Annotated in this window: 20 protein-coding genes; 6 read left to right on the plus strand and 14 right to left on the minus strand. The window is 71.6% G+C overall.

The annotated features are described in order from the left end of the window. Window positions 1-78 precede the first annotated feature (78 nt). The 3 genes from GTY67_RS27650 to GTY67_RS27660 all read right to left on the minus strand — a co-directional run bounded on the left by GTY67_RS27650 (window position 79) and on the right by GTY67_RS27660 (window position 2,782). A complete protein-coding gene (locus GTY67_RS27650; RefSeq protein ID WP_161280656.1) occupies window positions 79-1,188 on the minus strand; it encodes a DegT/DnrJ/EryC1/StrS family aminotransferase in 1,110 nt (369 codons plus the stop codon). Continuing rightward, window positions 1,185-1,904, minus strand: a complete 720-nt coding sequence (locus tag GTY67_RS27655; protein ID WP_161280657.1) for a class I SAM-dependent methyltransferase — start codon at window positions 1,902-1,904, stop codon at window positions 1,185-1,187. Before GTY67_RS27655 ends, GTY67_RS27650 begins: the two co-directional genes overlap by 4 nt. A 92-nt stretch (window positions 1,905-1,996) precedes the next feature. Then, the gene (locus GTY67_RS27660) at window positions 1,997-2,782 is read right to left on the minus strand and encodes a cyclase family protein (RefSeq protein ID WP_161280658.1); all 786 of its coding nucleotides are present in this window, start codon (window positions 2,780-2,782) and stop codon (window positions 1,997-1,999) included. A 170-nt stretch (window positions 2,783-2,952) separates the two neighbouring features. On the opposite strand from GTY67_RS27660, the gene GTY67_RS27665 reads away from it, so the two are divergent. Then, a complete protein-coding gene (locus GTY67_RS27665; RefSeq protein ID WP_343238773.1) occupies window positions 2,953-3,429 on the plus strand; it encodes a nuclear transport factor 2 family protein in 477 nt (158 codons plus the stop codon). Between the two features lie 57 nt (window positions 3,430-3,486). Beyond that, window positions 3,487-4,221, plus strand: a complete 735-nt coding sequence (locus GTY67_RS27670; RefSeq protein WP_161281613.1) for an SDR family oxidoreductase — start codon at window positions 3,487-3,489, stop codon at window positions 4,219-4,221. Window positions 4,222-4,467: 246 nt separating this feature from the next. On the opposite strand, the gene GTY67_RS27675 is transcribed toward GTY67_RS27670, so the two are convergent. The 7 genes from GTY67_RS27675 to GTY67_RS27705 all read right to left on the minus strand — a co-directional run bounded on the left by GTY67_RS27675 (window position 4,468) and on the right by GTY67_RS27705 (window position 11,419). Then, the gene (locus GTY67_RS27675; protein ID WP_161281615.1) at window positions 4,468-5,670 is read right to left on the minus strand and encodes a cytochrome P450; all 1,203 of its coding nucleotides are present in this window, start codon (window positions 5,668-5,670) and stop codon (window positions 4,468-4,470) included. A gap of 132 nt (window positions 5,671-5,802) precedes the next feature. Continuing rightward, complete coding sequence (locus GTY67_RS27680) at window positions 5,803-7,152, minus strand: cytochrome P450 (protein WP_161280659.1); 1,350 nt, start codon at window positions 7,150-7,152, stop codon at window positions 5,803-5,805. Further along, a complete protein-coding gene (locus GTY67_RS27685; protein WP_161281616.1) occupies window positions 7,149-7,700 on the minus strand; it encodes an ATP/GTP-binding protein in 552 nt (183 codons plus the stop codon). Before GTY67_RS27685 ends, GTY67_RS27680 begins: the two co-directional genes overlap by 4 nt. 61 nt (window positions 7,701-7,761) lie before the next feature. Continuing rightward, a complete protein-coding gene (locus tag GTY67_RS27690; RefSeq protein ID WP_026242260.1) occupies window positions 7,762-8,121 on the minus strand; it encodes a DUF742 domain-containing protein in 360 nt (119 codons plus the stop codon). Then, window positions 8,121-8,564 carry a roadblock/LC7 domain-containing protein gene (locus GTY67_RS27695; RefSeq protein ID WP_161280660.1) on the minus strand — a complete coding sequence of 148 codons (444 nt, stop codon included), beginning with the start codon at window positions 8,562-8,564 and terminating at the stop codon, window positions 8,121-8,123. The genes GTY67_RS27690 and GTY67_RS27695 overlap by 1 nt, the downstream gene beginning before the upstream one ends. After that, window positions 8,561-10,051 (minus strand): ATP-binding protein, encoded by a 1,491-nt coding sequence (locus tag GTY67_RS27700; protein ID WP_161280661.1) that lies wholly within the window; start codon window positions 10,049-10,051, stop codon window positions 8,561-8,563. Before GTY67_RS27700 ends, GTY67_RS27695 begins: the two co-directional genes overlap by 4 nt. A gap of 348 nt (window positions 10,052-10,399) precedes the next feature. Beyond that, window positions 10,400-11,419 (minus strand): LacI family DNA-binding transcriptional regulator, encoded by a 1,020-nt coding sequence (locus tag GTY67_RS27705; protein WP_093692249.1) that lies wholly within the window; start codon window positions 11,417-11,419, stop codon window positions 10,400-10,402. A gap of 151 nt (window positions 11,420-11,570) precedes the next feature. On the opposite strand from GTY67_RS27705, the gene GTY67_RS27710 reads away from it, so the two are divergent. From GTY67_RS27710 to GTY67_RS27725, 4 genes are read left to right on the plus strand one after another with little or no spacing between them, the layout of a single operon-like run. Further along, window positions 11,571-12,872 (plus strand): extracellular solute-binding protein, encoded by a 1,302-nt coding sequence (locus tag GTY67_RS27710; RefSeq protein WP_093692247.1) that lies wholly within the window; start codon window positions 11,571-11,573, stop codon window positions 12,870-12,872. A 50-nt stretch (window positions 12,873-12,922) separates the two neighbouring features. Beyond that, window positions 12,923-13,894 carry a sugar ABC transporter permease gene (locus tag GTY67_RS27715; protein WP_161281617.1) on the plus strand — a complete coding sequence of 324 codons (972 nt, stop codon included), beginning with the start codon at window positions 12,923-12,925 and terminating at the stop codon, window positions 13,892-13,894. Then, window positions 13,891-14,712: a carbohydrate ABC transporter permease gene (locus GTY67_RS27720; RefSeq protein ID WP_161280662.1), complete on the plus strand. Its 822-nt coding sequence runs from the start codon at window positions 13,891-13,893 to the stop codon at window positions 14,710-14,712. Before GTY67_RS27715 ends, GTY67_RS27720 begins: the two co-directional genes overlap by 4 nt. Continuing rightward, a complete protein-coding gene (locus GTY67_RS27725; RefSeq protein ID WP_343238774.1) occupies window positions 14,709-17,165 on the plus strand; it encodes a glycoside hydrolase family 3 N-terminal domain-containing protein in 2,457 nt (818 codons plus the stop codon). Before GTY67_RS27720 ends, GTY67_RS27725 begins: the two co-directional genes overlap by 4 nt. A 95-nt stretch (window positions 17,166-17,260) precedes the next feature. Here the strand turns inward: GTY67_RS27725 and GTY67_RS27730 are convergent, their stop codons facing one another. The 4 genes from GTY67_RS27730 to GTY67_RS27745 form a co-directional block, all read right to left on the minus strand. Next, window positions 17,261-18,451, minus strand: a complete 1,191-nt coding sequence (locus GTY67_RS27730; RefSeq protein ID WP_343238775.1) for a cytochrome P450 — start codon at window positions 18,449-18,451, stop codon at window positions 17,261-17,263. After that, window positions 18,448-19,638, minus strand: a complete 1,191-nt coding sequence (locus GTY67_RS27735; protein WP_161280664.1) for an MAB_1171c family putative transporter — start codon at window positions 19,636-19,638, stop codon at window positions 18,448-18,450. Before GTY67_RS27735 ends, GTY67_RS27730 begins: the two co-directional genes overlap by 4 nt. Further along, window positions 19,635-20,162: a regulator component gene (locus GTY67_RS27740; protein WP_093692239.1), complete on the minus strand. Its 528-nt coding sequence runs from the start codon at window positions 20,160-20,162 to the stop codon at window positions 19,635-19,637. The genes GTY67_RS27735 and GTY67_RS27740 overlap by 4 nt, the downstream gene beginning before the upstream one ends. Window positions 20,163-20,411: 249 nt before the next feature. After that, window positions 20,412-20,867 carry a helix-turn-helix transcriptional regulator gene (locus tag GTY67_RS27745; protein ID WP_093692370.1) on the minus strand — a complete coding sequence of 152 codons (456 nt, stop codon included), beginning with the start codon at window positions 20,865-20,867 and terminating at the stop codon, window positions 20,412-20,414. Window positions 20,868-20,977 lie beyond the last annotated feature (110 nt).

Below are 20,977 nucleotides of genomic sequence, written 5' to 3' on the forward strand. Positions count from 1 at the left end.
CGTGTCCCGGTGGGCTCCCCGCCCACCGGGACACGCACGTACCGGGCCCGGGCCGGGGACACCGGCCGGGGCGCCGCGTCAGAGTCCGGCGACGACCTCGCGGATCGCCCCGATGACCTTCTCCTGGGTGTGGAGCGGCAGCGACGGGTACATCGGGAGCGAGAAGATCTCCTCCGCCAGCCGCTCGGTCACCGGCAGACTGCCCTCCGCGTAGCCGAGGTGGGCGAAGCCCGTCATCCGGTGCACCGGCCACGGGTAGCTGATGTTCAGCTCGATGTCGTAGTCCTTGAGGCGCTCGATGATCCGGTCCCGCTCGGGGTGGCGGACCACGTGGACATAGTGGACGTGATCGTTTCCCACCGCGTTCGAGGGGAGGACCAGACCGGTGCCGGCCAGCCCCTCCTCGTAGCGGCGCGCCACGGCGCGCCGGCCCTCGACGTAGGCGTCGAGGCGATGGAGCTTGCGGCGGAGGATCTCCGCCTGGACCTCGTCGAGCCTGCTGTTGTGTCCCGGGGTGCCGACAACGTAGTACCGCTCCTCCATGCCGTAGTAGCGCAGCCGGCGCAGCGCCGCCGCCACGTCCGCGTCGCGGGTCAGGACGGCGCCCGCGTCGCCGTAGGCGCCGAGCACCTTCGTCGGATAGAAGGAGAAGGCGGCGGCGTCGCCCATGGTGCCGGCGAGCCGGCCGTGGTGCCGGGCGCCGTGGGCCTGCGCGCAGTCCTCCAGGACCTTGAGGCCGTGGCGGGCGGCGAGTTCGGTGACCGGCGTCATGTCGACGCACTGCCCGTAGAGGTGGACGGGGACGATCGCGGCGGTCCTCTCCGTGATCGCGTCGGCGAGCTGGTCGGTGCGCATGAGGTAGTCCTCCTCGCGCACGTCCACGAAGACCGGGGTGGCGCCGACCGCGTCGATCGCGAGCACGGTCGGGGCCGCAGTGTTGGCGACGGTGACGACCTCGTCACCGGGCTTCACGCCGAGGGCCTGGAGACCGAGGACGAGGGCGTTGGTGCCATTGTCCACGCCCACGCAGTGCTCCACGCCGTGGTGGGCCGCGAACTCCCGCTCGAAGCCGTCGACGGAGGCGCCGAGGACGAGCCGCCCGGATGTGAAGACGGTGTCGACGGCGTCGAGGATCTCCTCGCGCTCCGCCGTGTACTCCCGCAGGTAGTCCCAGACGTACGTGGTCATCGCCCGCCCTCCTTGACGCCGATGAACAGGCCGCGGCCGGTCGGGTCGCCCGGCCGGTACTCGACGGAGCAGCCGGCGTCCCGGAAGGCCGACTCGTACTCCTCGCGCGTGAAGAGGGTCAGGACGTCGATCTCGGTGAAGGTGCGGATGCCGTCGGGCTCGCCGACGAGGAACCGCACCTCCATCCGGGTCGCCCGCCCCTGGAGCGTGGAGTGGGAGACCCGCGCCACGGTCCGGTCGCCCTCGCGCGCCAGGTCCCCGGCGACGAAGCCCTCGGAGAACTGCTCGGGGAACCACCAGGGTTCGACGACGAGCACACCGCCCGGTCCGAGGTGGCGGCCCATCGACGCGATCGCCGCACGCATCTCCTCGACGCTGCCGAGGTAGCCGATCGCGCAGAACATGCAGGTCACGACCGAGTACGTGCGTCCCAGGTCGAAATCGCGCATGTCCCCCTCGTGGATGGTCAGTCCGGGCCTGCGGCGCAGCGCGAGGTCTCGCATCGGGGCGGCGATCTCCAGCCCCTCCGCGGTCGTGAAGAGCGTGCTGAAGGGGCCCAGGTGGGCCGCGGTGCCGCAGGCCACGTCTAGCAGGGAGTCGGCGTCCGGGGCTTGGCCGCGGGCCAGCTTCGTGACGGCCTCGGCCTCAGCGGCCCAGTCCTTGCCGCGGCTGCGGTAGACCATCTCGTAGACCTCGGCCAGGTCCGTGCTGTACATGCGATTCTCCTCGGGTCGACTGCGGTGCACGGCGCCGGTGGGCATGCCGCTGGAGCGGGGGGTGCGGAGGGGTGCGGAGGGGCCCGGGCGGGTCAGCGGGTGTCGTCGACGAGGGCGACGGCCCGGGCCCAGCCGGCGCCCGCGCCCGCGATCTTCACCGGGAGGCAGGAGATCCGGAAGCCGGTCGGGGCGGGCAGCAGGTCGAGCCCGGCCAGCCGCTCGACCTGGCAGTACTCCCGGTGCCGGCCGGCGACATGGGCGGGCCACAGCACGTCCTTGTCGCCGGTGCGCCGGTAGGCGTCGATGATGGTGCCGAACGGCGCGTCCAGGCTGAACGCGTCGGTGCCGACCACCTTCACCCCCGCGTCGAGCAGAAAGGCGATCGCGCCCGCGTCGAGGCCCACGAAGTCGGTGAAGTACCGCTGCGTCCCCGCCCAGGCGTCCGCGCCGGTGTGCAGCAGCACGATGTCGCCCGGGGCGAGGACGTGCCCGATCCGGTCGAGCTCCTTGCGCAGGTCCGCCGCGTCGACGACACCGGCCTCGCGGCCCCGCACGTCGAGGACGACCCCGGGGCCGAGGAACCACTCCAGCGGCATCGCGTCGATGTGCCGGGGCACGCCGGTGCCGTACGTGGTCCGCGAGCCGTAGTGCGAGGGCGCGTCGACGTGGGTGCCGGTGTGGGTGGTCAGGCTCAGACGGTCCAGTGAGAGGAACTCGCCGTCCGGCAGGTCGTCCGGGTCGAACTCCAGGCCGAAGTGGGCCCGCATCTCGTCGCGCATGTGCAGCGCGCCCTCGCGCGGGGTCATCACCTCGTGGACCACAGGGTCCGGTTCGAACGAGTCGGCGTCCACCGGCGAGGACAGGTCAATGATGCGCACGGTCACCTCCTGAGCGACGGCGCCCAGCCTCGCGGCCCCCGCTCAAGAGGCATTGGAAGACCGCTCGACTCCGGCGGGCCGGACATCCGGAGTCGAGCCGGTCTCGACGGCGGCCGGCCCTCCGTCGGCCAGACTCGGTCCCCCGACGACCACTCCGACCGGGAGGCACCGTGACCACCACACCCCGCACACACGGCGACGGCTTCGCCGCGGACAACTCCGCGGATGCCGACGCGGGCATCGACGCCGTCGCGGTCGAACGGTTCTACGCCGCGCACATGCAGCTGCTCGACGGCGGCGCCGCCGCGGCCTGGGCGCGCACCTTCACCGACGACGCGACCTTCGCGGCCCCGTCCATGACGGAACCGGTGCGCGGCCGGGACGGCATCGAGGCGGGCGCCCGCGCCGCGGGGGCGGGCCGGGCGGCCGCCGGCGAGGTCCACCGGCACTGGGTGACCATGACGGTGGTCCGGCCGGCCGCCGACGGGGCCGAGGCGGTGTCGCACGTCGAGATCCTCGCCACCCCGCGCGGCGGGGCACCCCGGATCGAGCTGTCCTGCGTGATGCGGGACCGGCTGGTGCACAGGGACGGGACGCTGCTCGTGGCGGGGCGGGTCATCACCCGCGACGACCGGCCACGCGGCTGAGGGTCGACCCCGTCTCGAGCCCGGTTCCGTACGGTCGAGGCCATGACGACACGGGCAGTGATCATTACGGGTGGTGGGAGCGGGATCGGCCGCGCGGCGGCCCTCCGGTTCGCGGAGCGCGGCGACCGGGTCCTCGTGGTGGGCCGTACCGAGGCCACGCTGGAGGAGACCGCCGCCGGGCACGAGAACATCCGGTCCCTGGTGGCGGACGTGACCGGCCCCGGCGCCGGCGAGCGGGTGGTGGAGGCGGCGCTGGGTGCCTTCGGCCGCCTGGATGTCCTCGTGAACAACGCCGCGACCGGCACCTTCGCGCCGCTGGCGAAGCTCGACCGGACGGCCGTGGAGCGGCAGTTCACCACGGACCTGGTGGCGCCCGCGTTCCTGGCGCAGGCGGCGCTCGACGCGCTGGAGGAGACGGGCGGCACCATCGTCAACGTCAGCACGGCGGCCTCGCTCACCACCCAGGGCTTCCCCGACAACGCGGTCTACATGGCGGCGAAGGCGGGCCTGAACCAGTTCACGCGCGCGTGGGCGGTAGAACTGGCGCCGCGCGGCATCCGCGTGGTGTCGGTGGCGCCGGGCGTCACCGACACCGGCATCGGGCTGCGCGTCGGCATGTCCGACGCGCAGTACCAGGGCTTCCTGGAGCAGATCTCGCAGCGCATCCCGTTCGGACGGGTGGCCACGCCCGAGGAGGTGGCGTGGTGGATCACGACGCTCGCCGAGCCGGGCGGCGGCTCGTACATGACCGGCGCGATCGTCCCCGTCGACGGTGGCCTCACCCTCACCTGACCGGGTCCGGGGCCGGCGCGAGTCGGAGGAGACTCGGGCGCGGCCTTGAACGAGGTGAACAGGACCTGGGAGAGACAGGTCAAGACCCTCCTTCAGGCATACGCCCACATCTCCGACCATCTTCGACCACACGAAGAAGTCCCACCCGGCGGAGGACGACCGGATCGCTACGCGGCTGCGCACCATCGGCCCGGGCGCTCCGGGTGCCGACGACGCGGCCTGTGCCTCACCGGCAGCGGCGCCCCCTCACCCCTTCAGCCGCACCGGCAGCCTCCGCACGCTGTTTCCCACGAACGAGGCGTGGCGCGGCAGTTCCTGGTCCGGGGCCGCGAGGTCCAAGGAGGGGAAGCGGGTGAAGAGCTGTTCCAGGGCCGTGGTGCTCTCCAGGCGGGCCAGGGGGGCGCCCATGCAGTAGTGCGCGCCGTGTCCCAGGGAGAGGTGGCGGGATGTGGCGGTGCGGGTGATGTCGAAGTGGGCCGCGTCCGGGCCGTGGGCCTGGGGGTCGCGGCCGGCTGCCGAGTAGCCCGCGAGGACCGGGGTGCCCTGGGGGATCACGGTGCCGTCCAGGGTCAGATCGCGGGTCGGGTAGCGGAAGGGGAAATAGCTGACCGGGCTGTCCCAGCGCAGGGTCTCCTCCACCACGTCCGCCCAGCTCGCCCCGCCGGTCAGGACCAGGTCGAGCTGGTCGCGGTGGGTGCACAGGGCGCGTACGGCGTTCGTGATCAGGTTCAGCGTCGTCTCGTGTCCCGCGATGATGGTCAGCATCAGCGTGCCGATCAGCTCGTGCGGGCTGAACCGGTCGCCGTCCTCCTCGCGGGCCGCGATCATCGCGCTGGTGAGGTCGTCCCCGGGGTCGGCCGTCCGGGCGGCCGCGACCGCGCTCAGCACCTCCACCATCTCCCGGTTGGCCGCCATCGCCTCGGCCGGGCCGATGTCCGTGGCCACGATCTGGTTGGAGAGGTCGTGCAGCCGGTCGTGGTGGGCCTCGTCCACGCCCAGCAGTTCGCAGATGACGCCCATCGGCAGCGGCAGCGCGAAGTGGGTGCGCAGATCTACGACGCCGTCCTCGGTGGCCGCCGCCTCCAAGTTGCTGAGCAGGCGGGATGTCAGCTCCACCACGTACGGGCGGAGTTCCTCGACCCGGCGGGCCGTGAACGCCTTGCTCATCAGCGACCGCAGCCGCCGGTGGTCGTCGCCGTCCGCGGTCGTCATCCCCTGCACCGTGGCGAAGGTCTTCAGCGGCCAGCCGTCGGCGATCTCCCCGGCCTGGAGCGCGGTGAAGTGCTGCGCGTTCTTGGCCACGTCGGGGTGCGCGAGGAACTCCTTCAGCGCGTCGTGGCCCAGCACGGCCATCCCCCGCACCTCGCCGGGGAGGACCACTGGGGTGACCGCCCCCCGGGCGAGCAGCCGGGCGTTGGCCGCGTGCGGGCAGCCCCCCGCCGGGTCCAGGCGGTGCGGGAGGTCGGCCTCCGGGTTCTGCGGTGACGTGTTCACCTCGGGGTTCTGCGGTGACGTGTTCAACAGGGCTCCAGGTCTTCGGAGGGATGGAGACAGGCCGAGGGCGGACGGGCTTCGTACGGGTCAGTGCGGACGGGCCTGCGGCTGTGCCCCGTTGCGGTGTGGCCCTGTGGTGTTGGTGGCCTGGGCTGCCGGGGAAGGCACCGGGCCCTGCGGCAGCTGCGGCGAGGTGAAGCGCACGGGCAGTGTGCCCAGTCCCTTGCTCCAAGGGGAGTTGACCCATTTCAAATCGTCCTCCGGGACCGCCAGTTCCAGGTCGGGCAGCCGGTGCCGGATCGTGTCGACGGCGGTCCGGGTGATCAGCCGGGCCGGGTCCTGGGCGGGGCAGGTGTGCGGGCCCGCGCCGAAGGCCAGATGGGAGCGGTTGCCGACCACGGGGGCGCCGTCGGGCGGCAGGACCTCCGGATCCGCGTTGGCCGCCGCCAGGCCCAGGATCAGCATGTCGCCCGCCCGGATGTCCTGGCCGCCGAACCTCATGTCGCGGGTGGCGTAGCGGGCCGGGAAGTTCTGGGTGGGCGGGAAGCGCCACAGGACCAGGTCGAGTGCGTCGTCGACGCTGAGGTGGCCGCCGCTCAGCGAGGAGCGCAGCGCGGGGTCGCAGAGGAGGATGCGCAGCGCGGTGGCGATCCAGTTCACCGTGGTCTGGTTGCCCGCGACGAACATGACCACCAGGTTGTGCAGCACCTCCTCGTCGGTGAGCCGCGCCGGGTGGTGCAGCAGCGCCGAGACGATGTCCTCGCCCCTCACCCGCCGCTTCTCCTCGATCAGTGACAGGAGGATGGCGCCCATCCTGCGGCTGGCGTCCGCCGCTCCGCTGGTGGCGGACGCCAGGCCTCCCACCGCCTCCACCAGCTCCCGGCCGGTCCGGTCGTCCACCCCGAGCAGCCCGGCGATCACGCGCATCGGCAGCATGCGCGCGTACGAGGCGACGAGGTCGGCCTCGCCGTGGGCCGCGAATCCGGCGATCAGGGCCTCGGCGGTGGTCCGTACGCTGCGGCGCAGCTCGTGCCCGTTGATCCCGGCCAGCGCGTGGGAGACGGCGCCGCGCATCCTGCGGTGCTGCTGCCCGTCCGCGAAGAGCAGCGCCGGGCGCCAGCCGACCATCGGCAGGATCGGCGAGTCGGCCGGCACCCGGCCTTCGCGCAGCAGGCTCCACCGGCGCGGGTCGTGGGAGAAGTCCTGCTCCTCCCGGGTGAGCCGGAGCAGCTCGCGGTGGCCCAGGACCAGCCAGGCGTCGATGCCGGGGGCGAGGGACACCGGCGCCACCGGGCCGTGGGTGCCGCGCAGTTCCTCGTACAGCGCGGGCATCGTATTGCCGTCGAGGCCGGGCCCGTACAGCGCGGCCGCCGTGGCGGGGGCGCCGGTCACGGGGCAGCTGACGGCCGGCCGGGCCGTGGGGTGCGGCGTGCTCATGAGGACTCCGTGGCGACGTGGATGAGGTGGCGTACCAGGGCGATCAGTGCCCGGATCGATGAGGCCCGGTCCCGTGCGTCACAGGTCACCAGCGGGGTGTCGGGCAGCAGGTCGAGGGCCGTACGGATGTCGTCGGCGTCGTACCGGGGGCCGGACGGGAAGACGTTGACGGCGACCGCGAAGGGAAGGTCCAGATCCTCCAGATTGCCCAGCGCGTCGAAGGAGGCCGCCAGGTCCCGGGAGTCCACCAGCGCAAGCGCGCCGAGTGCCCCCTTGGCCAGGTCCTGCCAGGCCGGCAGGAACCGCTGCTGGCCGGGCGTGCCGAACAGGTACAGCACCAGGCCGCCGTCGATGGTCAGCCGGCCGAAGTCGAGGGCGACCGTGGTGGTCCTCTTGCCGGTGTCCCCGGCGTACGGGTCGACCCTGACGCCCGCCTGGGTCATCGATGCCTCGGTGGAGAGCGGTTCGATCTCCGACACCGTACCGATCAGCGTCGTCTTGCCCACCCCCAGCGGGCCGACGACCAGGATCTTCGCCGCGCCCGACACATTCGAGTCGAGGTACTTCCCGTCGGCCGCGGCGGGCGGCGGGCCGGGCTCGGCCAGGGTTTCAGAGGCAGCTTTCGAGACCATGGAGGACCTTTCTGAGCATGGTCACATCGGCGCGTTCGGCCGGCGGGATGGGCGGCCGGGTCACGATCAGCCCCCACCGGAGCAGATCGGAGAGCAGCACCTGCGCGACCGACGGCGGCTGGCCGAGGTGAGCGGCCACCTCCGCGACCGAGATGAGCCCCTCGCAGTGCTTCAGGATGGCGAGGTGCTCCGGCTGGAGCGTGGCGGGGAACGCCGCCTCCGCCGTCATCACCAGGGACTCCCAGGACAGCGGCTCGCCCTCGGACTCCGTGCGGCCGCGTGTGATGACATACGGTCGGATCGCCGATGCCCTCGGCACCTCGGGCCGCTCCGCCATCACGTCGCGGGGGCCTCGTCCCGGGGCAGGCTGCTCAGGTGCGCGCCGATCTTCGCCACCAGCAACTGCATCTGCTGGGCCACCAGGCCCACGTCTGCGTCCAGATCGGTGGCGACCCCCAGGTGCGCGCCCACCCCGGCATGGGTGAAGAGCACGAACCCCTGGTCGGTCTCCAGCATCAACTGGCGTGTCCCGGCACCCCGCCCGAACAGCAGCGCGCTGGTGGACCGGCCCGTCATGGTCATCGCCGCGCAGGCCGCCGAGAGCGACTCCGCGTCGGCGACGCTCAGGCTGGCCACCGGACCCGAGAGGTTCTCGGCGGAGGCGTGCCCGAGACGCAACCCGTCCTCGGACACCACCACGGCGTGCCGGACGCCGGGAATCTCGGTGAGGGGGCGGAGCATCCACCCCAGGTCGGGGAGTCGAGTGATGGTTCCGGTCACGGTCGGCCTCCGGCGTGCTCTTGCGGGGTACTGGGCAGGGACTGTCCGCCGTGCGGGGGCGGCGCGGGCCCGGTGTCGCCGTCCGCGTCGACGGCCGCCCGGCCGCGCAGCGTCCCGGACACCACACTGGCGATCGAGGCGCGCGCCGCCTCCGGCGTCCAGGGTTCGGCGGACGCGCCACCGGGCACCGGGTCGGGCGCCGAGTGCCGGGCGGGGGTCGCGGCCCGGGTGACACCGCGCCGGCTGCGCCGCCGGGGCAGGCCGGCCGGCTCGGGGGCCTCGTCGGGCACGCCTGCCGGGGGGACGGCAGGCGTGACGTGCTCGGCCGGTTCGACCGCCGGGCGGCGGTGTGCGGCGGGCCTCGGCAGCGGGTCGGTCAGCAGCCGGAACGGTACGAACATCACCGCCCGCGTGCCGCCGTACGCGGACGACGCGCTCAGCTCCACGTTGAAGCCCAGCTCCCGGCTCCAGCGCCCGACACACGCCAGGCCGAGCCGGGGCACCGCACCCAGGCGGGTCAGGTCCAGGTCGTCGCGGAGATGGCCGAGGGCCTGGTGCAGGACGTCCGGCGGCATCCCGAGCCCGGCGTCGTCGATCTCGATGACCGCACCGGAGCCCACCTCCCGCACGCTGACGACCACGGGGGAGCTGGACGGGGAGAACACCGTGGCGTTCTCCAGCAGTTCGGCGATGGAGTGCATCAGCCCCTCGGCGGCCGGGGGCACCGCGTACAGGGTCTGTCCGCCGTGCACCTCGATCCGCCCGAACTCCACGATCCGGGACTGGGCGCCCCGTACGCAGTCGTAGAGCGAGACCGGCCGGGTCTCCCTGCGGGCGGGCCAGATTCCGCACATCACCAGAAGCGTCTGCGCCTTGCGGGTCATCTGCGAGGCCGCGTGGTCGGCCTTCATCACGTTCGCCATCAGAAGGGGGTCTTCGATGGAGCGTTCGACCTCGTCCAGAACCTGCTGCTGCACGGTCGCCATCACGTGCATGGTGCGGGCCACGGATTCGAAGGCGGCCTGCACCGAGTCGCGCAGGGTGCGCTCGCGGTGCACGGCGGTGTCCGAGCCGAGCGCGACGACGACCGAGTCCAGCGCCCGGGCGAACTCCTCACCGGTCTCCTCCGGCGGCGCCATCGGCCCCGGTACGCCGTCCAGCCGCTGTCCGGTGTGCAGTCGCTCGGCGATGGCCGGGACGCGTACGGCGGCCAGATGCGCCACCTCGGCGCCCCGGGCGGCGGCCACCGCGGCCTCCTGGGCACGGTGCGCGCGTTCGGCGGACAGCCGCCGGGTGAGGATCAGTACGCCGCCGATCAGCAGGACGACGGCCGCGGCACAGGCTCCCGCGAGGACCCGGTGCCACCCGGCGTCCGCGATGAGGGCGACCCACCCCACACCGGCGGCGGCCGCCAGGGTGATGACCCATCCGGCGACGGTGGCGCTCCGACCGGGGGCGCGTCCTGGCTCCCTCAACGGTCGACTCACCGCAGCGGCCCCGACCTGATGACCCTGCAGACACCGTTGTCAGCCACGAGAAGCGAAACCTTTCACGACACGTCGAACCCCCGTTCAGGGGTGGGGAGCATGCAAAGCGTAGGCCAACTGGCTGGAATTGTTGAGGTGTTGATCCGTTTCGGTCACCCCAGGTGGCTGGGAATGGCGCGTTGACGCCCCTGCGTCGTCCGTTCCGGTGGGCCGCTCCGGTGTGTCGCCTGTGGGTGATGTCGGTGAACGACCGGATTCGCGGCAGCTGTCCTCAGGTGCGGCCCGCGCGTGCACTGCTTCGGGCTCGGCCCCCACGCGGCGCATAGTTCGGCCTGGGCCACGCGGCGTTCAGTTCTCGGGCGGGGGCGCCGTGCTCTTGCGTACGACCAGGCTCGTCGCCAGCTCCAGCCGGGTGGAGACCGGTTCCTGGGCCCGTAGCCGCATCAGCATCTGCGTGGCCTCCTCGGCCATCTGGCGCAGCGGCTGGTGGACCGTGGTCAGGGCCGGGCTCGCCCAGCGGGCGATGGACACGTCGTCGTAGCCGACCACGGAGAGGTCGTGTGGGACCCGCAGGCCCTGCACCCGGGCGGCTTCCAGTACGCCGAGTGCCTGGAGGTCGCTGCCCGCGAAGATCGCGGTGGGCGGCTGGGGCTGGGAGAGCATCTCGGTGGCGCGGTCGTAGCCGCCCTCCACATGGAAGTCGCCGAACAGGACGAGCCCGGGGTCCACTTCCAGCCCCGCCATGGTCATCGCCGAACGGTAGCCGTCGAGACGGGCGCGGGAGCAGAGCATGTCCTCGGGGCCGGTGATGACCCCGATGCGCCGGTGCCCGCACTCGATGAGATGGCGGGTGGCGGCCAGTCCGCCGTTCCAGTTGGCCGAGCCGACCGAGGGTACGTCGGGGTCGGGGTCGCCCGCCGGGTCGATGATGACGAACGGGATCGAACGCGCCCTGAGCTGCTGTTTCACTTCGCCGGGCAGGGTGGAGAAGACCAGGACGACCCCGAGCGGCCGCCGCTGGAGCATCGCCTCCATCCACTCCGGGCCGGGCGCGTGACGGGTTCCGCTTTCGGTGAGGACGACCCCGGCGTTGTGGGCCTTGGCGATGTTCTCCACCCCCCGGATCAGCTCCATCGCCCAGATGCTCTCCAGCTCGTGGAACACGATCTCGATGAGCGGTGCCTCGCCCGCCGACCGGGTGGTGCGCCGGTAGGCGTGGGCCTCCAGCAGGCGCTCCACCTTCACCCTCGTGGGGGCCGCCACATCCTGCCGTCCGTTCAGGACCTTCGAAACTGTCGAAATCGAGACGCCGGCCTGCTGGGCCACCTGGGCCAGCGTGATACGGCCCATTTCCTGGTCATCGCGCATGCCCAGGAGCTTAAAGCACGGCCCGGCCCCCACCGATACGTAACGCTTTGATTACGCAGTGACCGAGGGTTGACCCCTCAGGGGGCGAGTCCTAGCGTCCCGACTCAGAAGTTTCGGAAATTGCTCCGAAACAGTTTCGAGAGGTGAGTCGATGAAACAACGCGCACGGTTCTCGCGGACCGTTGTCGTCGGTGGTGCCGCGCTGGCCCTGGTGCTCTCCCTGTCCGGGTGCGGAGGAGGCTCGGACGCGGCCGACGGCGACACCATCCACGTCCTGGTCTACGGGGACGCGGCGAACAAGGTGGAGAAGGAGCTCGTCGCCACCTTCAACAAGACATCGGAGGTGAAGGCCGTCCTGGATACGATCCCGGGCGCCGACTACCAGGCCAAGCTACAGACGATCATCAACAGCAAGCAGGCGCCGGACGTCTTCTTCAACTGGGGCGGCGGCAGCATCAAGCCGTTCGTCGACGCCGGTCTCCTCCTCCCGCTGGACCCCTTCATCGCCGAGGACCCCGGCCTCAAGGAGAAGTTCCTGCCGTCCGTGTTCAACAGCGCGGTGGTCGACGGCACGTCCTACGGGATCCCCATGCGCGGCACGCAGCCCGTGCTGCTCTTCAACAACGGCAAGGTCCTCGAGAAGGCGGGCGTCGAACCCCCGCAGACCTGGGACGACCTGCTGGCGGCGGTCGAGGCGCTGAAGGCCGACGGCGTCACCCCGATCGCGCTGGGCGGCGGCGACCGGTGGCCGACGCTGATGTGGTTCGAGTACCTCTACGACCGCATCGCCGGGCCCGAGCTCTTCCAGAAGGCACTGGACGGGGACAAGGACGCCTGGGCGAGCCCGGACAGCCGGAAGGCGCTGGGCAAGATCAGGGAGCTGGTGGACGCCGGGGCCTTCGGCACCAACTACGACTCGGTGAAGTTCACCGACCAGGGTTCCCCCACGCTCCTGGCGACCGGCAGAGCGGGCTTCGAGCTGATGGGCTCGTGGGCGTACTCGACCCAGCAGGACGCGCACCCGGAGTTCGCCAGGAGCGACCTCGGATACAGCGCCTTCCCCTCCGTCGAGGGCGGCAAGGGCGACCGGGCGAACCTTGTCGGCAACACCAACAACTTCTACTCCGTACTGAAGAAGACGAAGCACCCGCAGGCCGTCGCCGAGTTCCTGAAGCTCATGTACTCGGACCAGTTCGTCAAGGCGCAGCTCTCCATCGGCAACCTGCCGACCACCACCAACACCGAAGGTCTCCTGGACACCGCCGCCAGCCCCGAGTTCGCGAAGTTCCAGTACGACATGGTCAAGGAGGCCCCGGCGTTCCAGCTCTCCTGGGACCAGGCGTACCCCCGGTCGGCGGCCACCGCGATGTACCAGTCCCTCCAGCAGTTCTTCAACGGCTCGATGGACGAGGACGCCTTCATCCAGGCCATGCAGGCGCTGCCGACCTCGTGAGCTCACCGACATCCGGACCCGGAACGCATGACATGACCGGAACGCATGACATGAATCGAACTCCCGCAATCCCCAAGAGATCCAAGGGTCCCGAGGGCTCCGAAGGTTTCGAGGACAGGGCGACGGTCAGATGGGGCGGCCCGGGCGCCGTCGCAGTGGGCCGCCCCGGGTTCCTCTGGGCCGCCCCCGCCGCCCTCTTCTTCGGCCTCTTCGCCATCGTCCCGCTGATCATGGTCGCCGTACTCTCCTTCGCCAGCTGGGACGGTCTGAGCGACCCGGAGTTCGCCGGCCTCGCCAACTGGAAGAAGCTCCTCGACGACCCCGTCATGATCAAGAGCCTCTGGCTGAGCGTCCTGCTCACCGTGCTCGGGGTCGCCGTCCAGACCCCGCTGAGCATCCTGCTGGGAGTCTGGGCGGCGGGGCACCAGCGCAACCGGGCCGTCCTGTCCGCCATCTACTTCGTCCCGATGCTGCTCTCCATCGCGGCCGTGTCCGTGCTGTGGCGCGCCCTCCTCGACCCCAACCTCGGCGTCCCCGCGCAGGCCACCTGGCTGTTCGGCGACGGCAACCTCTTCGGGATGCAGGCGAGCGCGATCGGCGTCCTGGTCTTCGTCAGCACCTGGCAGTTCACCCCGCTGCACACGCTGATCTACCAGGGCGCGGCGCGCGCGGTGCCGCCGGTCCTCTACCAGGCGGCGCAGATCGACGGCGCGGGCAAGGTGCGCCAGTTCTTCCACATCACGCTGCCCCAGCTGCGCAACGCGATCATCACCTCGATGATCCTGATGGTCGTCGGCGGGCTCACGACCTTCGACACCGTGCTCATCCTGACCCAGGGCGGACCGGGGAGCGACACCACCATCAGCGCGTTCTACATGTACCAGAAGGCGTTCAAGAGCTTCGACTACGGATCGGCGTCCGCCATCGCCCTCCTCCTGGTCCTCGTCTCCACGCTCATCTCGCTGATCGTGGTGCGGCTCTCGGGCTACGACAAGATGCGCAGCACCATGGAGGGACTGTGAGCAAGAGCCGTCCCAACTACCTCGCCGGTTTCGGCTCGGTGGTCTGGCTCCTCGTGGTGGGGCTGCCGCTGTACGTGATGCTCATCGCCACGTTCCAGTCGCGCCCCGACCACGCGGCGAACGGCCCGCTGGCCTTCCCCGGGCACTTCACACTCGACAACTACATCAAGGACCTCAACAGCGGCTTCGCGCAGTATTTTTTCAACACGGTCGTCGTCACCGTGTGCGTGGTGGGCATCGTCGTCCTCCTCGTCCCGCCGCTGGCGTACACCATCGTCAGGAGCCGGGGCCGCGCCACCACCACGGTCTTCCGGCTGTTCCTCCTGGGCCTGGCGATCCCCTCGCAGGCGGTCATCGTCCCGATGTTCTTCGTCATCAGCCAGGCCGGCCTCTACGACCACCTCATCGGCGTCATCCTGCCGACGGCGGCCTTCGCCATGCCGGTCTGCGCCCTGATCCTCACCGGCGTGATGCGGGACATCACCCCCGATCTGTACGAGGCGATGACGATGGACGGCGCCTCGTCCCGGCGCGTCTTCTTCCAGCTGGTGCTGCCGCTCTCCCGGAGCGGGATCGCGACGATCATCGTCTTCTCCGCCCTCCAGGCGTGGAACGGCTTCCTCTTCCCCCTCGTTCTGACGCAGTCCGCGGAGACCAAGGTCATCACCCTGGGGCTCTACGAATTCCAGACGGAACACGGCGTCGACACCCCGGGCCTGCTCGCCGCGGTCGTCCTGTCCATGCTCCCCATCCTGATCGTCTACCTGTTCGCTCGTCGTGCCCTGGTACAGGGGCTGATGGGGGTCGGAGGAAAGTGACCGCCAACATCGACAACGCCGGTGCGCCGATTGCCGCCGGGACCACCGATTCCGTGGCGCCGGTCTCCGGCGCCACGGACCACCGCACCGGGCCCTGGCACGATGCCGCCCTCACCCCCGAGGCCAGGGCCGACGCCCTGATCGCCGTCATGACCCTCCAGGAGAAGATCTCCCAGCTCGTCGGCGTCTGGGTGGGCGCATCCGACGAGGGTGGCGAAGTCGCCCCGTTCCAGCACGACATGGAGGAGGCCGTCGCCCTCGACGACCTTCTTCCCCACGGCCTCGGCCAGCTGACCCGCCCGTTCGGAACGGCCCCGGTCGACCCGGCCGTGGGCGCCCTCTCGCTGTCGCGCACCCAGGAGCGGATCGCCGGAGCCAACCGGTTCGGCATCCCGGCGCTCGCCCATGAGGAGTGCCTCGCGGGCTTCGCCACCTGGGGCGCCACCGCCTACCCGGTGCCGCTGTCCTGGGGCGCCACCTTCCACCCGGAGCTGGTCCGTGAGATGGCCGCCGCGATCGGCCGCGACATGCGCTCCGTCGGCGTGCACCAGGGGCTCGCCCCCGTTCTCGACGTCGTACGCGACGCACGCTGGGGGCGCGTCGAGGAGACCATCGGCGAGGATCCGTACCTGGTGGGTACGGTCGCCACCGCCTATGTACGGGGACTGGAGTCGGCCGGAGTCGTCGCCACGCTCAAGCACTTCGCCGGGTACTCCGCCTCACGGGCGGGCCGCAACCTCGCCCCCGTCGGCATGGGCGCGCGGGAGCGGGCCGACATCATCCTGCCCCCCTTCGAGATGGCCGTGCGCGAAAGCGGCGTACGGTCGGTCATGCACGCCTACACCGACACCGACGGCATCCCCTCCGCCGCCGACGGACAGCTGCTGACCGGCCTGCTCCGCGACACCTGGGGCTTCGAAGGGACCGTTGTCGCCGACTATTTCGGCATCGCGTTCCTGAAGACGCTGCACGGTGTGGCCGGAACCTTCGGGGATGCGGCCGGTGCGGCACTCGGTGCGGGCGTGGACGTGGAGCTGCCGACCGTCAAGACGTTCGGCGGCCCGCTGGCCGACGCGATCGCCGAAGGCCTCGTCCCTGAAGCGCTGGTGGATCGTGCCGTACGTCGAGTCCTCGTCCAGAAAGCCCAGTTGGGGCTGTTGGATGCGGAGTGGAGGCCAAATCCGGCGGTGCTCACCGGAGTTGCAGGTGCGGGCGGGGACTCGGAGGCGCTGCGCGGGTCGGTACGTCTCGACACCGACGAGAACCGCGCGCTCGCCCGCCGCGTCGCCGAACAGGCCGTCGTCCTCCTGCGCAACGACGGAACCCTGCCCCTCGCGGCGGACGCCGGAGCCCCGGCCCGTATCGCGCTCGTCGGACCCAACGCCGACACCCCGACGGCCGTCCTCGGCTGCTACGCCTTTCCCGTCCACGTCGGGGGCCAGCACCCCGACACCCCCCTCGGCATCGAACTGCCCACCCTGCGCGAGGCATGCGCCGCGGAGTTCCGCCACAGCGAGATCGTCACCGCGCCGGGTGCGGACATCGACGGCCCGGACACCGGCGGCTTCGGCGAGGCCGTCGAACTGGCCCGGGGCGCCGACCTCGTGATCGTCGCACTCGGCGACCGGGCCGGTCTCTTCGGGCGCGGTACGAGCGGGGAGGGCTGCGACGCGGAGAGCCTGGCGCTCCCCGGGGTCCAGCAGCGGCTTCTCGACGCCCTCCTCGACACGGGCACGCCCGTCGTCGTCACCCTGCTCGCCGGACGGCCGTACGCCCTCGGGCGTGCGGTGGACGAGGCGGCCGCGATCGTGCAGTCGTTCTTCCCCGGGGAAGAGGGGACGACGGCCATCGCCTCGGTGCTCAGCGGCCGCACCGCACCGTCCGGCCGGCTGCCCGTCGGCGTGCCGCGCCACCCGGGCTCCCAGCCCTCCACCTACCTGGCGGCGCGGCTGGGCCACTCCAGCGATGTCTCCAGTGTCGATCCGACCCCGGCTTTCGGATTCGGCCACGGTCTGACGTACACCGCCTTCGAGTGGAGCGACCTCGTCGTGGAGCGCGGACGGGCCTCTACGGAAGGGGATTTCACGCTCTCCTGCACCGTCCGCAACACCGGTGCGCGGGCGGGGGTGGAGGTGGTCCAGGTGTATCTGCACGACCCGGTCGCCTCGGTGGTCCAGCCGGTGCAGCGCCTCATCGGGTACGTACGCCTCGACCTGGACCCCGGACGGGTGGCCAGGGTATGCATGACGGTCCCGGCGGACCTCGCGTCCTTCACGGGCCGCGAGGGCCATCGGATCGTCGAACCGGGCGATCTCGAACTCCGGCTGGGCGCGTCGAGTACCGACACGCGCCTCACGGCCCGGGTCACGCTGACCGGCCCCGTACGGACGGTCGATCACACCCGTCGGCTGCACATGGATATCGCGACGCAGATCCTCACGGACGCGCCGTAGCCCCGGCGCCCCCCTACGGGGGAGGGCCTTCGCGGGTGGGATGACGACCAGCCGCGAAGGCCCTTCCGCCGCTCCTGCGAAGTGCTCGGGGTGGGTCAGCCGAGGACGAGGGGCAGGGCGGCCAGGCCCCGGGTGAGGCGGGTCCGACGCCAGGTCAGGGACTCCACCGGGATGGCCAGGCGCGTGTCCGGGAAGCGGGTCAGCAGGGTGCGCAGGGAGATCTCCGCCTCGGCCCGGGCCAGGGGGGCGCCGGGGCAGCGGTGGATGCCGTGGCCGAAGGAGAGATGGCCGGAGGTGTCGCGGTCGAGGTCGAGGCGGTCCGGGTGGGGGAACGCCGCCGGGTCGCGGTTTGCGGCCCCTGGGGCGATGAGCACCGGGAATCCCGCCGGGATGTCGGCCCCGCCGACGCTCAGCTCCTCCGTGCTGTAACGGAAGGTGGCCACGCTCACCGGGGAGTCGAAGCGGAGCAGTTCGTCGAGGGCGCCGGGGATCAGGTCCGGGTCCCGGCGCAGCCGGTCGAACGCCTCCGGGTGCCGGAGCAGGGCCAGGACGGCGTTGCCGATGAAGTGGGTGGTGGTCTCGTGCCCGGCGATCAGGAGGAGGGCGGCCAGGGAGACGGCCTCGTCCCGGTCGAGGCCGCCCTCGTCGCAGTCGCGCAGGAGGGAGTGGAGCGGACCGTCGCCGAGGGTGGCGCGGGCCGTGTCGACGAGGTGGGTCAGATAGTCGCCGATCCGGTGCGACGCGGCGTCGACGAGGCCGGTGTCGGTCGCGTCGAAGAGGTCGTGGGACCAGCCGGCGAGCATGGCGCGGTCGGCTTCCGGCACCCCCAGCAGCTCGCAGACGACGGTGACCGGCAGCGGAATCGCCAGCTTCGCCACCAGGTCGACCTCCGTACCCGGCCGCCACGCGGCCATGAGGTCGTCGACGAGCCCGGTGATGAACGGGCGCAGGTCCCGGACGCGTCCGGTGGTGAACAGCGGTGCCGCGACCCGCCGGTGGCGGGTGTGCACGGGCGGATCGCTCGCCAGCATGTGGCGGGAGATCGCCGGGTGCAGGTCGCGGTCCGAGGGCCGGTCGGCGAAGAAGCGGGCCGTGTCCTTGGAGAGGCGGGGGTCGGTGAACGCCGTACGGGCCTCGGCATGGCCGGTGATCAGGTACGCGTGGTGTCCGCCGGAGCCGTTGGGGATCCGCTGGACCGGGCAGCGTTCGCGCAGCCGGTCGTAGGTGGGGTAGGGGTCGGCGAAGAAGCGCGGGTCGCGCAGGGGGTCCTGCCGCGGGGAGCTCACGAGGCCGCTCCTACGTTCTCGGGTGCCGGGCGCCGTGCGTAGGCGGCCGCCACGAGCAGCAGCCACGCGGTCTCCGCCGGGAGGTCGCCCTTACGGGAGCCGGTGCCGGCGGCGGGCGGGGCCTCGTCGCCGTCGAGGGCGCGTCCGGTGCGCTTCGCCTCGACGGCCGCGGCGATGACCGCCGCCTCCACCTCGGCCTCGCCCTCAGGGGTTTCGGCCGCGCCCCGGCGGGCGACCTCGGCCGCGGCGGCGTCCCGTACCGACGCCTGCCGGCACGGGCGCAGGGCCAGCACGCAGTCGTTGATCTCGATGACGCGGCGGTGCAGGTGGAAGTCGAGGTCGTGGGCGTCGACCTCGGTGTCGCCCGGGTCGAGTACGACCTCGGGGACCGCCGAGGTGACCTCCCGCCACAGGGGTTCCAGCGCGGTGAACGACCTCCGCTCCCAGCGGCGGCGGCGCAGCTGGCTGAGCGGCCACAGCAGGGCCGGGAGGGTGAGCCCGACGGTGATGAGGAGGACGGCGACGGCGGGCGCGGTCACGCTGAAGGCGCAGCGGAGGGGGGTCAGCGGGCTGGAGCACCGGGCGTGGTCGGGGATGAGCCCCAGGCCGAGGCCGATGGAGACCAGGGCGAAGAGCTTGTACGCGGCGTAGAGGAGGGCGAAGCCACAGCCGACCGAGGTCGTGCGCAGGCCCCAGCGCTGGCTGCGGCGGGTCGACCGCTTGGACTGGGCCCAGGTCTGGAGCAGGAAGTCCTTGGCCGTGTAACCCAGGTAGGAGATGTAGATGAGCACGTAGCACGCGTACAACACCGGGTTGCGTCCGGTGAGTTGCTCGGCGACGAAGAAGGCGGTCATACCGGTGACGGAGACCGCGAGGGCGATGACGCGCAGCCGGATCTGCCGGTCGGCCCGCTCGCGGTCCAGATTGAGCTGGAAGAGGAAGGCGAGGACCGAGGTGGCCGCCGTCAGGGTGAAGGTGTTGCTGAGGAGCCGGGCGACGTGGGGGACCACCGATTCGACCGCGCGCTCCACGGCGGGGGCGTACGAGGCGAAGGCGAGGGCGAACGAGGTCAGCAGCGCCGCCATCGCCCAGGTGCCCGTGGGGCGGTGTCCGCCGCGTCCCCGTACCCAGTAGGCGGCGAAGCACAGCAGCACGACGGCCGTGCCCGTGAACACGATGTTGATCATTTCCGGTGGCGTTTCTTCCTGTGTGGCTCGGCGAACAGCGCGTCCCAGCTCTCGGCGCCGCTGGCGGGCCGACTCGACGGGCTTTCGCGTCCCCGGTACATGAGCTGCCGGATCACGCTGGCCATCACCTCGGCCTCGCGCTCGTCCTCGCTCGTGTAGCTGGTCCGGCCGGACATGCGCTGGACGAGGGTGGGGTCGAACCCGATCGTGCGCAGGGTGTCCAGGTCCAGTTCGAGGCTGCCGGGGTGGTCGCAGATGATGTGGCTGATCTCGTGGGCGAGAATGTGGTTCTGGTGGAGGGGTGAGGTGGCCTCCTCGTAGAACAACAGGTCGGCGTCCGGGGTCTCCAGGCGGATGCCGCACGGGGCGTCCGTGGCGCCCAGGGTGCTCAACGGGCGCAGGATGATGGGGCGTCCGCGTTGTGCGGCCACGGCGTCGCGGAGGTCGCGGGTGCTGAAGCGGTGCGGGAGCCGAAGCGCCTCGACGCGTGCCTCACACGCGGCGCGAAGCTGCTCAAGGTCCATGTCCTCACTCTGGTGACGCCGGTCGGGGGTGGTCGGCCGGGGCGAATCTCCCCTGGGAGCCCGGTGCGAGCGCCTCAATGCTGACATGTTCGCGACCCCGCTTCGAGGGCGGGGTGCGGCCGCGGGGCGCCTCGCGGAGCGGGATGCCTGGCTTGTCCCGGGAAACGCCTGATGCCCCCTGGCGCCGAGCGGCCACAGGGGGTTGTCGTCTCGCGGCGGGGGCCGTACGTCCCCCGCCCGGTACGCGGTTCAGTCGTCCAGGTTCAGATCCTGCGCGCTGTCGTCGGTGGTGAGCCCTTCGAGCCTGCGGGCCTGTTCGATCACGGTGGACAGCATCTTCAGGCTGTCGACGCTCAGGCCGTTGGCGCGCAGGGCGACCTTGCGGACGTCCTGGTCCCGCATGGCGGCGAGGAGGCCGATCTCCGCCTTGGTGCGTTCGGCCGCCGCGCTGTCGACGAAGTAGCCCGCCGGTACGCCGAAGAAGTCGGCCAGGGCCTTGATGGTGTGGCGCGTCGGGTTCCGCTTGGCGCCGGTGCGCAGCTGCTGGATGGCGCTCGCCGTCACCCCGCGCCCCTCCCCGGTCGAGGCCTTGCGGATCCCCTCGGCGACCTCCGCGTAGGTGTAGGGCCCCCGGGAGGGCGGGTGCACCTCGCGGAAGAGGTGGTCCAGGAGCTGGGCGAAGCTGGGTGACTCGTCATCCTCCACGTACACGACCTCCTTGGTGTGATGCCGAGCCTTCGCCCACCACAGTGTTTCTCGAAGCCCATCGGGCCGACCCCGGCAACACTTTGGTTGACGGGGGGCGGCCACTCTGG

The organism is Streptomyces sp. SID8374, from assembly GCF_009865135.1.
Taxonomy (GTDB): Bacteria; Actinomycetota; Actinomycetes; order Streptomycetales; family Streptomycetaceae; genus Streptomyces.

What these genes read in the sequence shown, in the direction of transcription:
- GTY67_RS27650 (WP_161280656.1), bottom strand. Translation starts at nt 1,188, where the DNA reads ATGACCACGTACGTCTGGGACTACCTGCGGGAGTACACGGCGGAGCGC.
- GTY67_RS27655 (WP_161280657.1), bottom strand. Translation starts at nt 1,904, where the DNA reads ATGTACAGCACGGACCTGGCCGAGGTCTACGAGATGGTCTACCGCAGC.
- GTY67_RS27680 (WP_161280659.1), bottom strand. Translation starts at nt 7,152, where the DNA reads ATGAGCACGCCGCACCCCACGGCCCGGCCGGCCGTCAGCTGCCCCGTG.
- GTY67_RS27690 (WP_026242260.1), bottom strand. Translation starts at nt 8,121, where the DNA reads ATGGCGGAGCGGCCCGAGGTGCCGAGGGCATCGGCGATCCGACCGTAT.
- GTY67_RS27705 (WP_093692249.1), bottom strand. Translation starts at nt 11,419, where the DNA reads ATGCGCGATGACCAGGAAATGGGCCGTATCACGCTGGCCCAGGTGGCC.
- GTY67_RS27710 (WP_093692247.1), top strand. Translation starts at nt 11,571, where the DNA reads ATGAAACAACGCGCACGGTTCTCGCGGACCGTTGTCGTCGGTGGTGCC.
- GTY67_RS27715 (WP_161281617.1), top strand. Translation starts at nt 12,923, where the DNA reads ATGAATCGAACTCCCGCAATCCCCAAGAGATCCAAGGGTCCCGAGGGC.
- GTY67_RS27735 (WP_161280664.1), bottom strand. Translation starts at nt 19,638, where the DNA reads ATGATCAACATCGTGTTCACGGGCACGGCCGTCGTGCTGCTGTGCTTC.
- GTY67_RS27740 (WP_093692239.1), bottom strand. Translation starts at nt 20,162, where the DNA reads ATGGACCTTGAGCAGCTTCGCGCCGCGTGTGAGGCACGCGTCGAGGCG.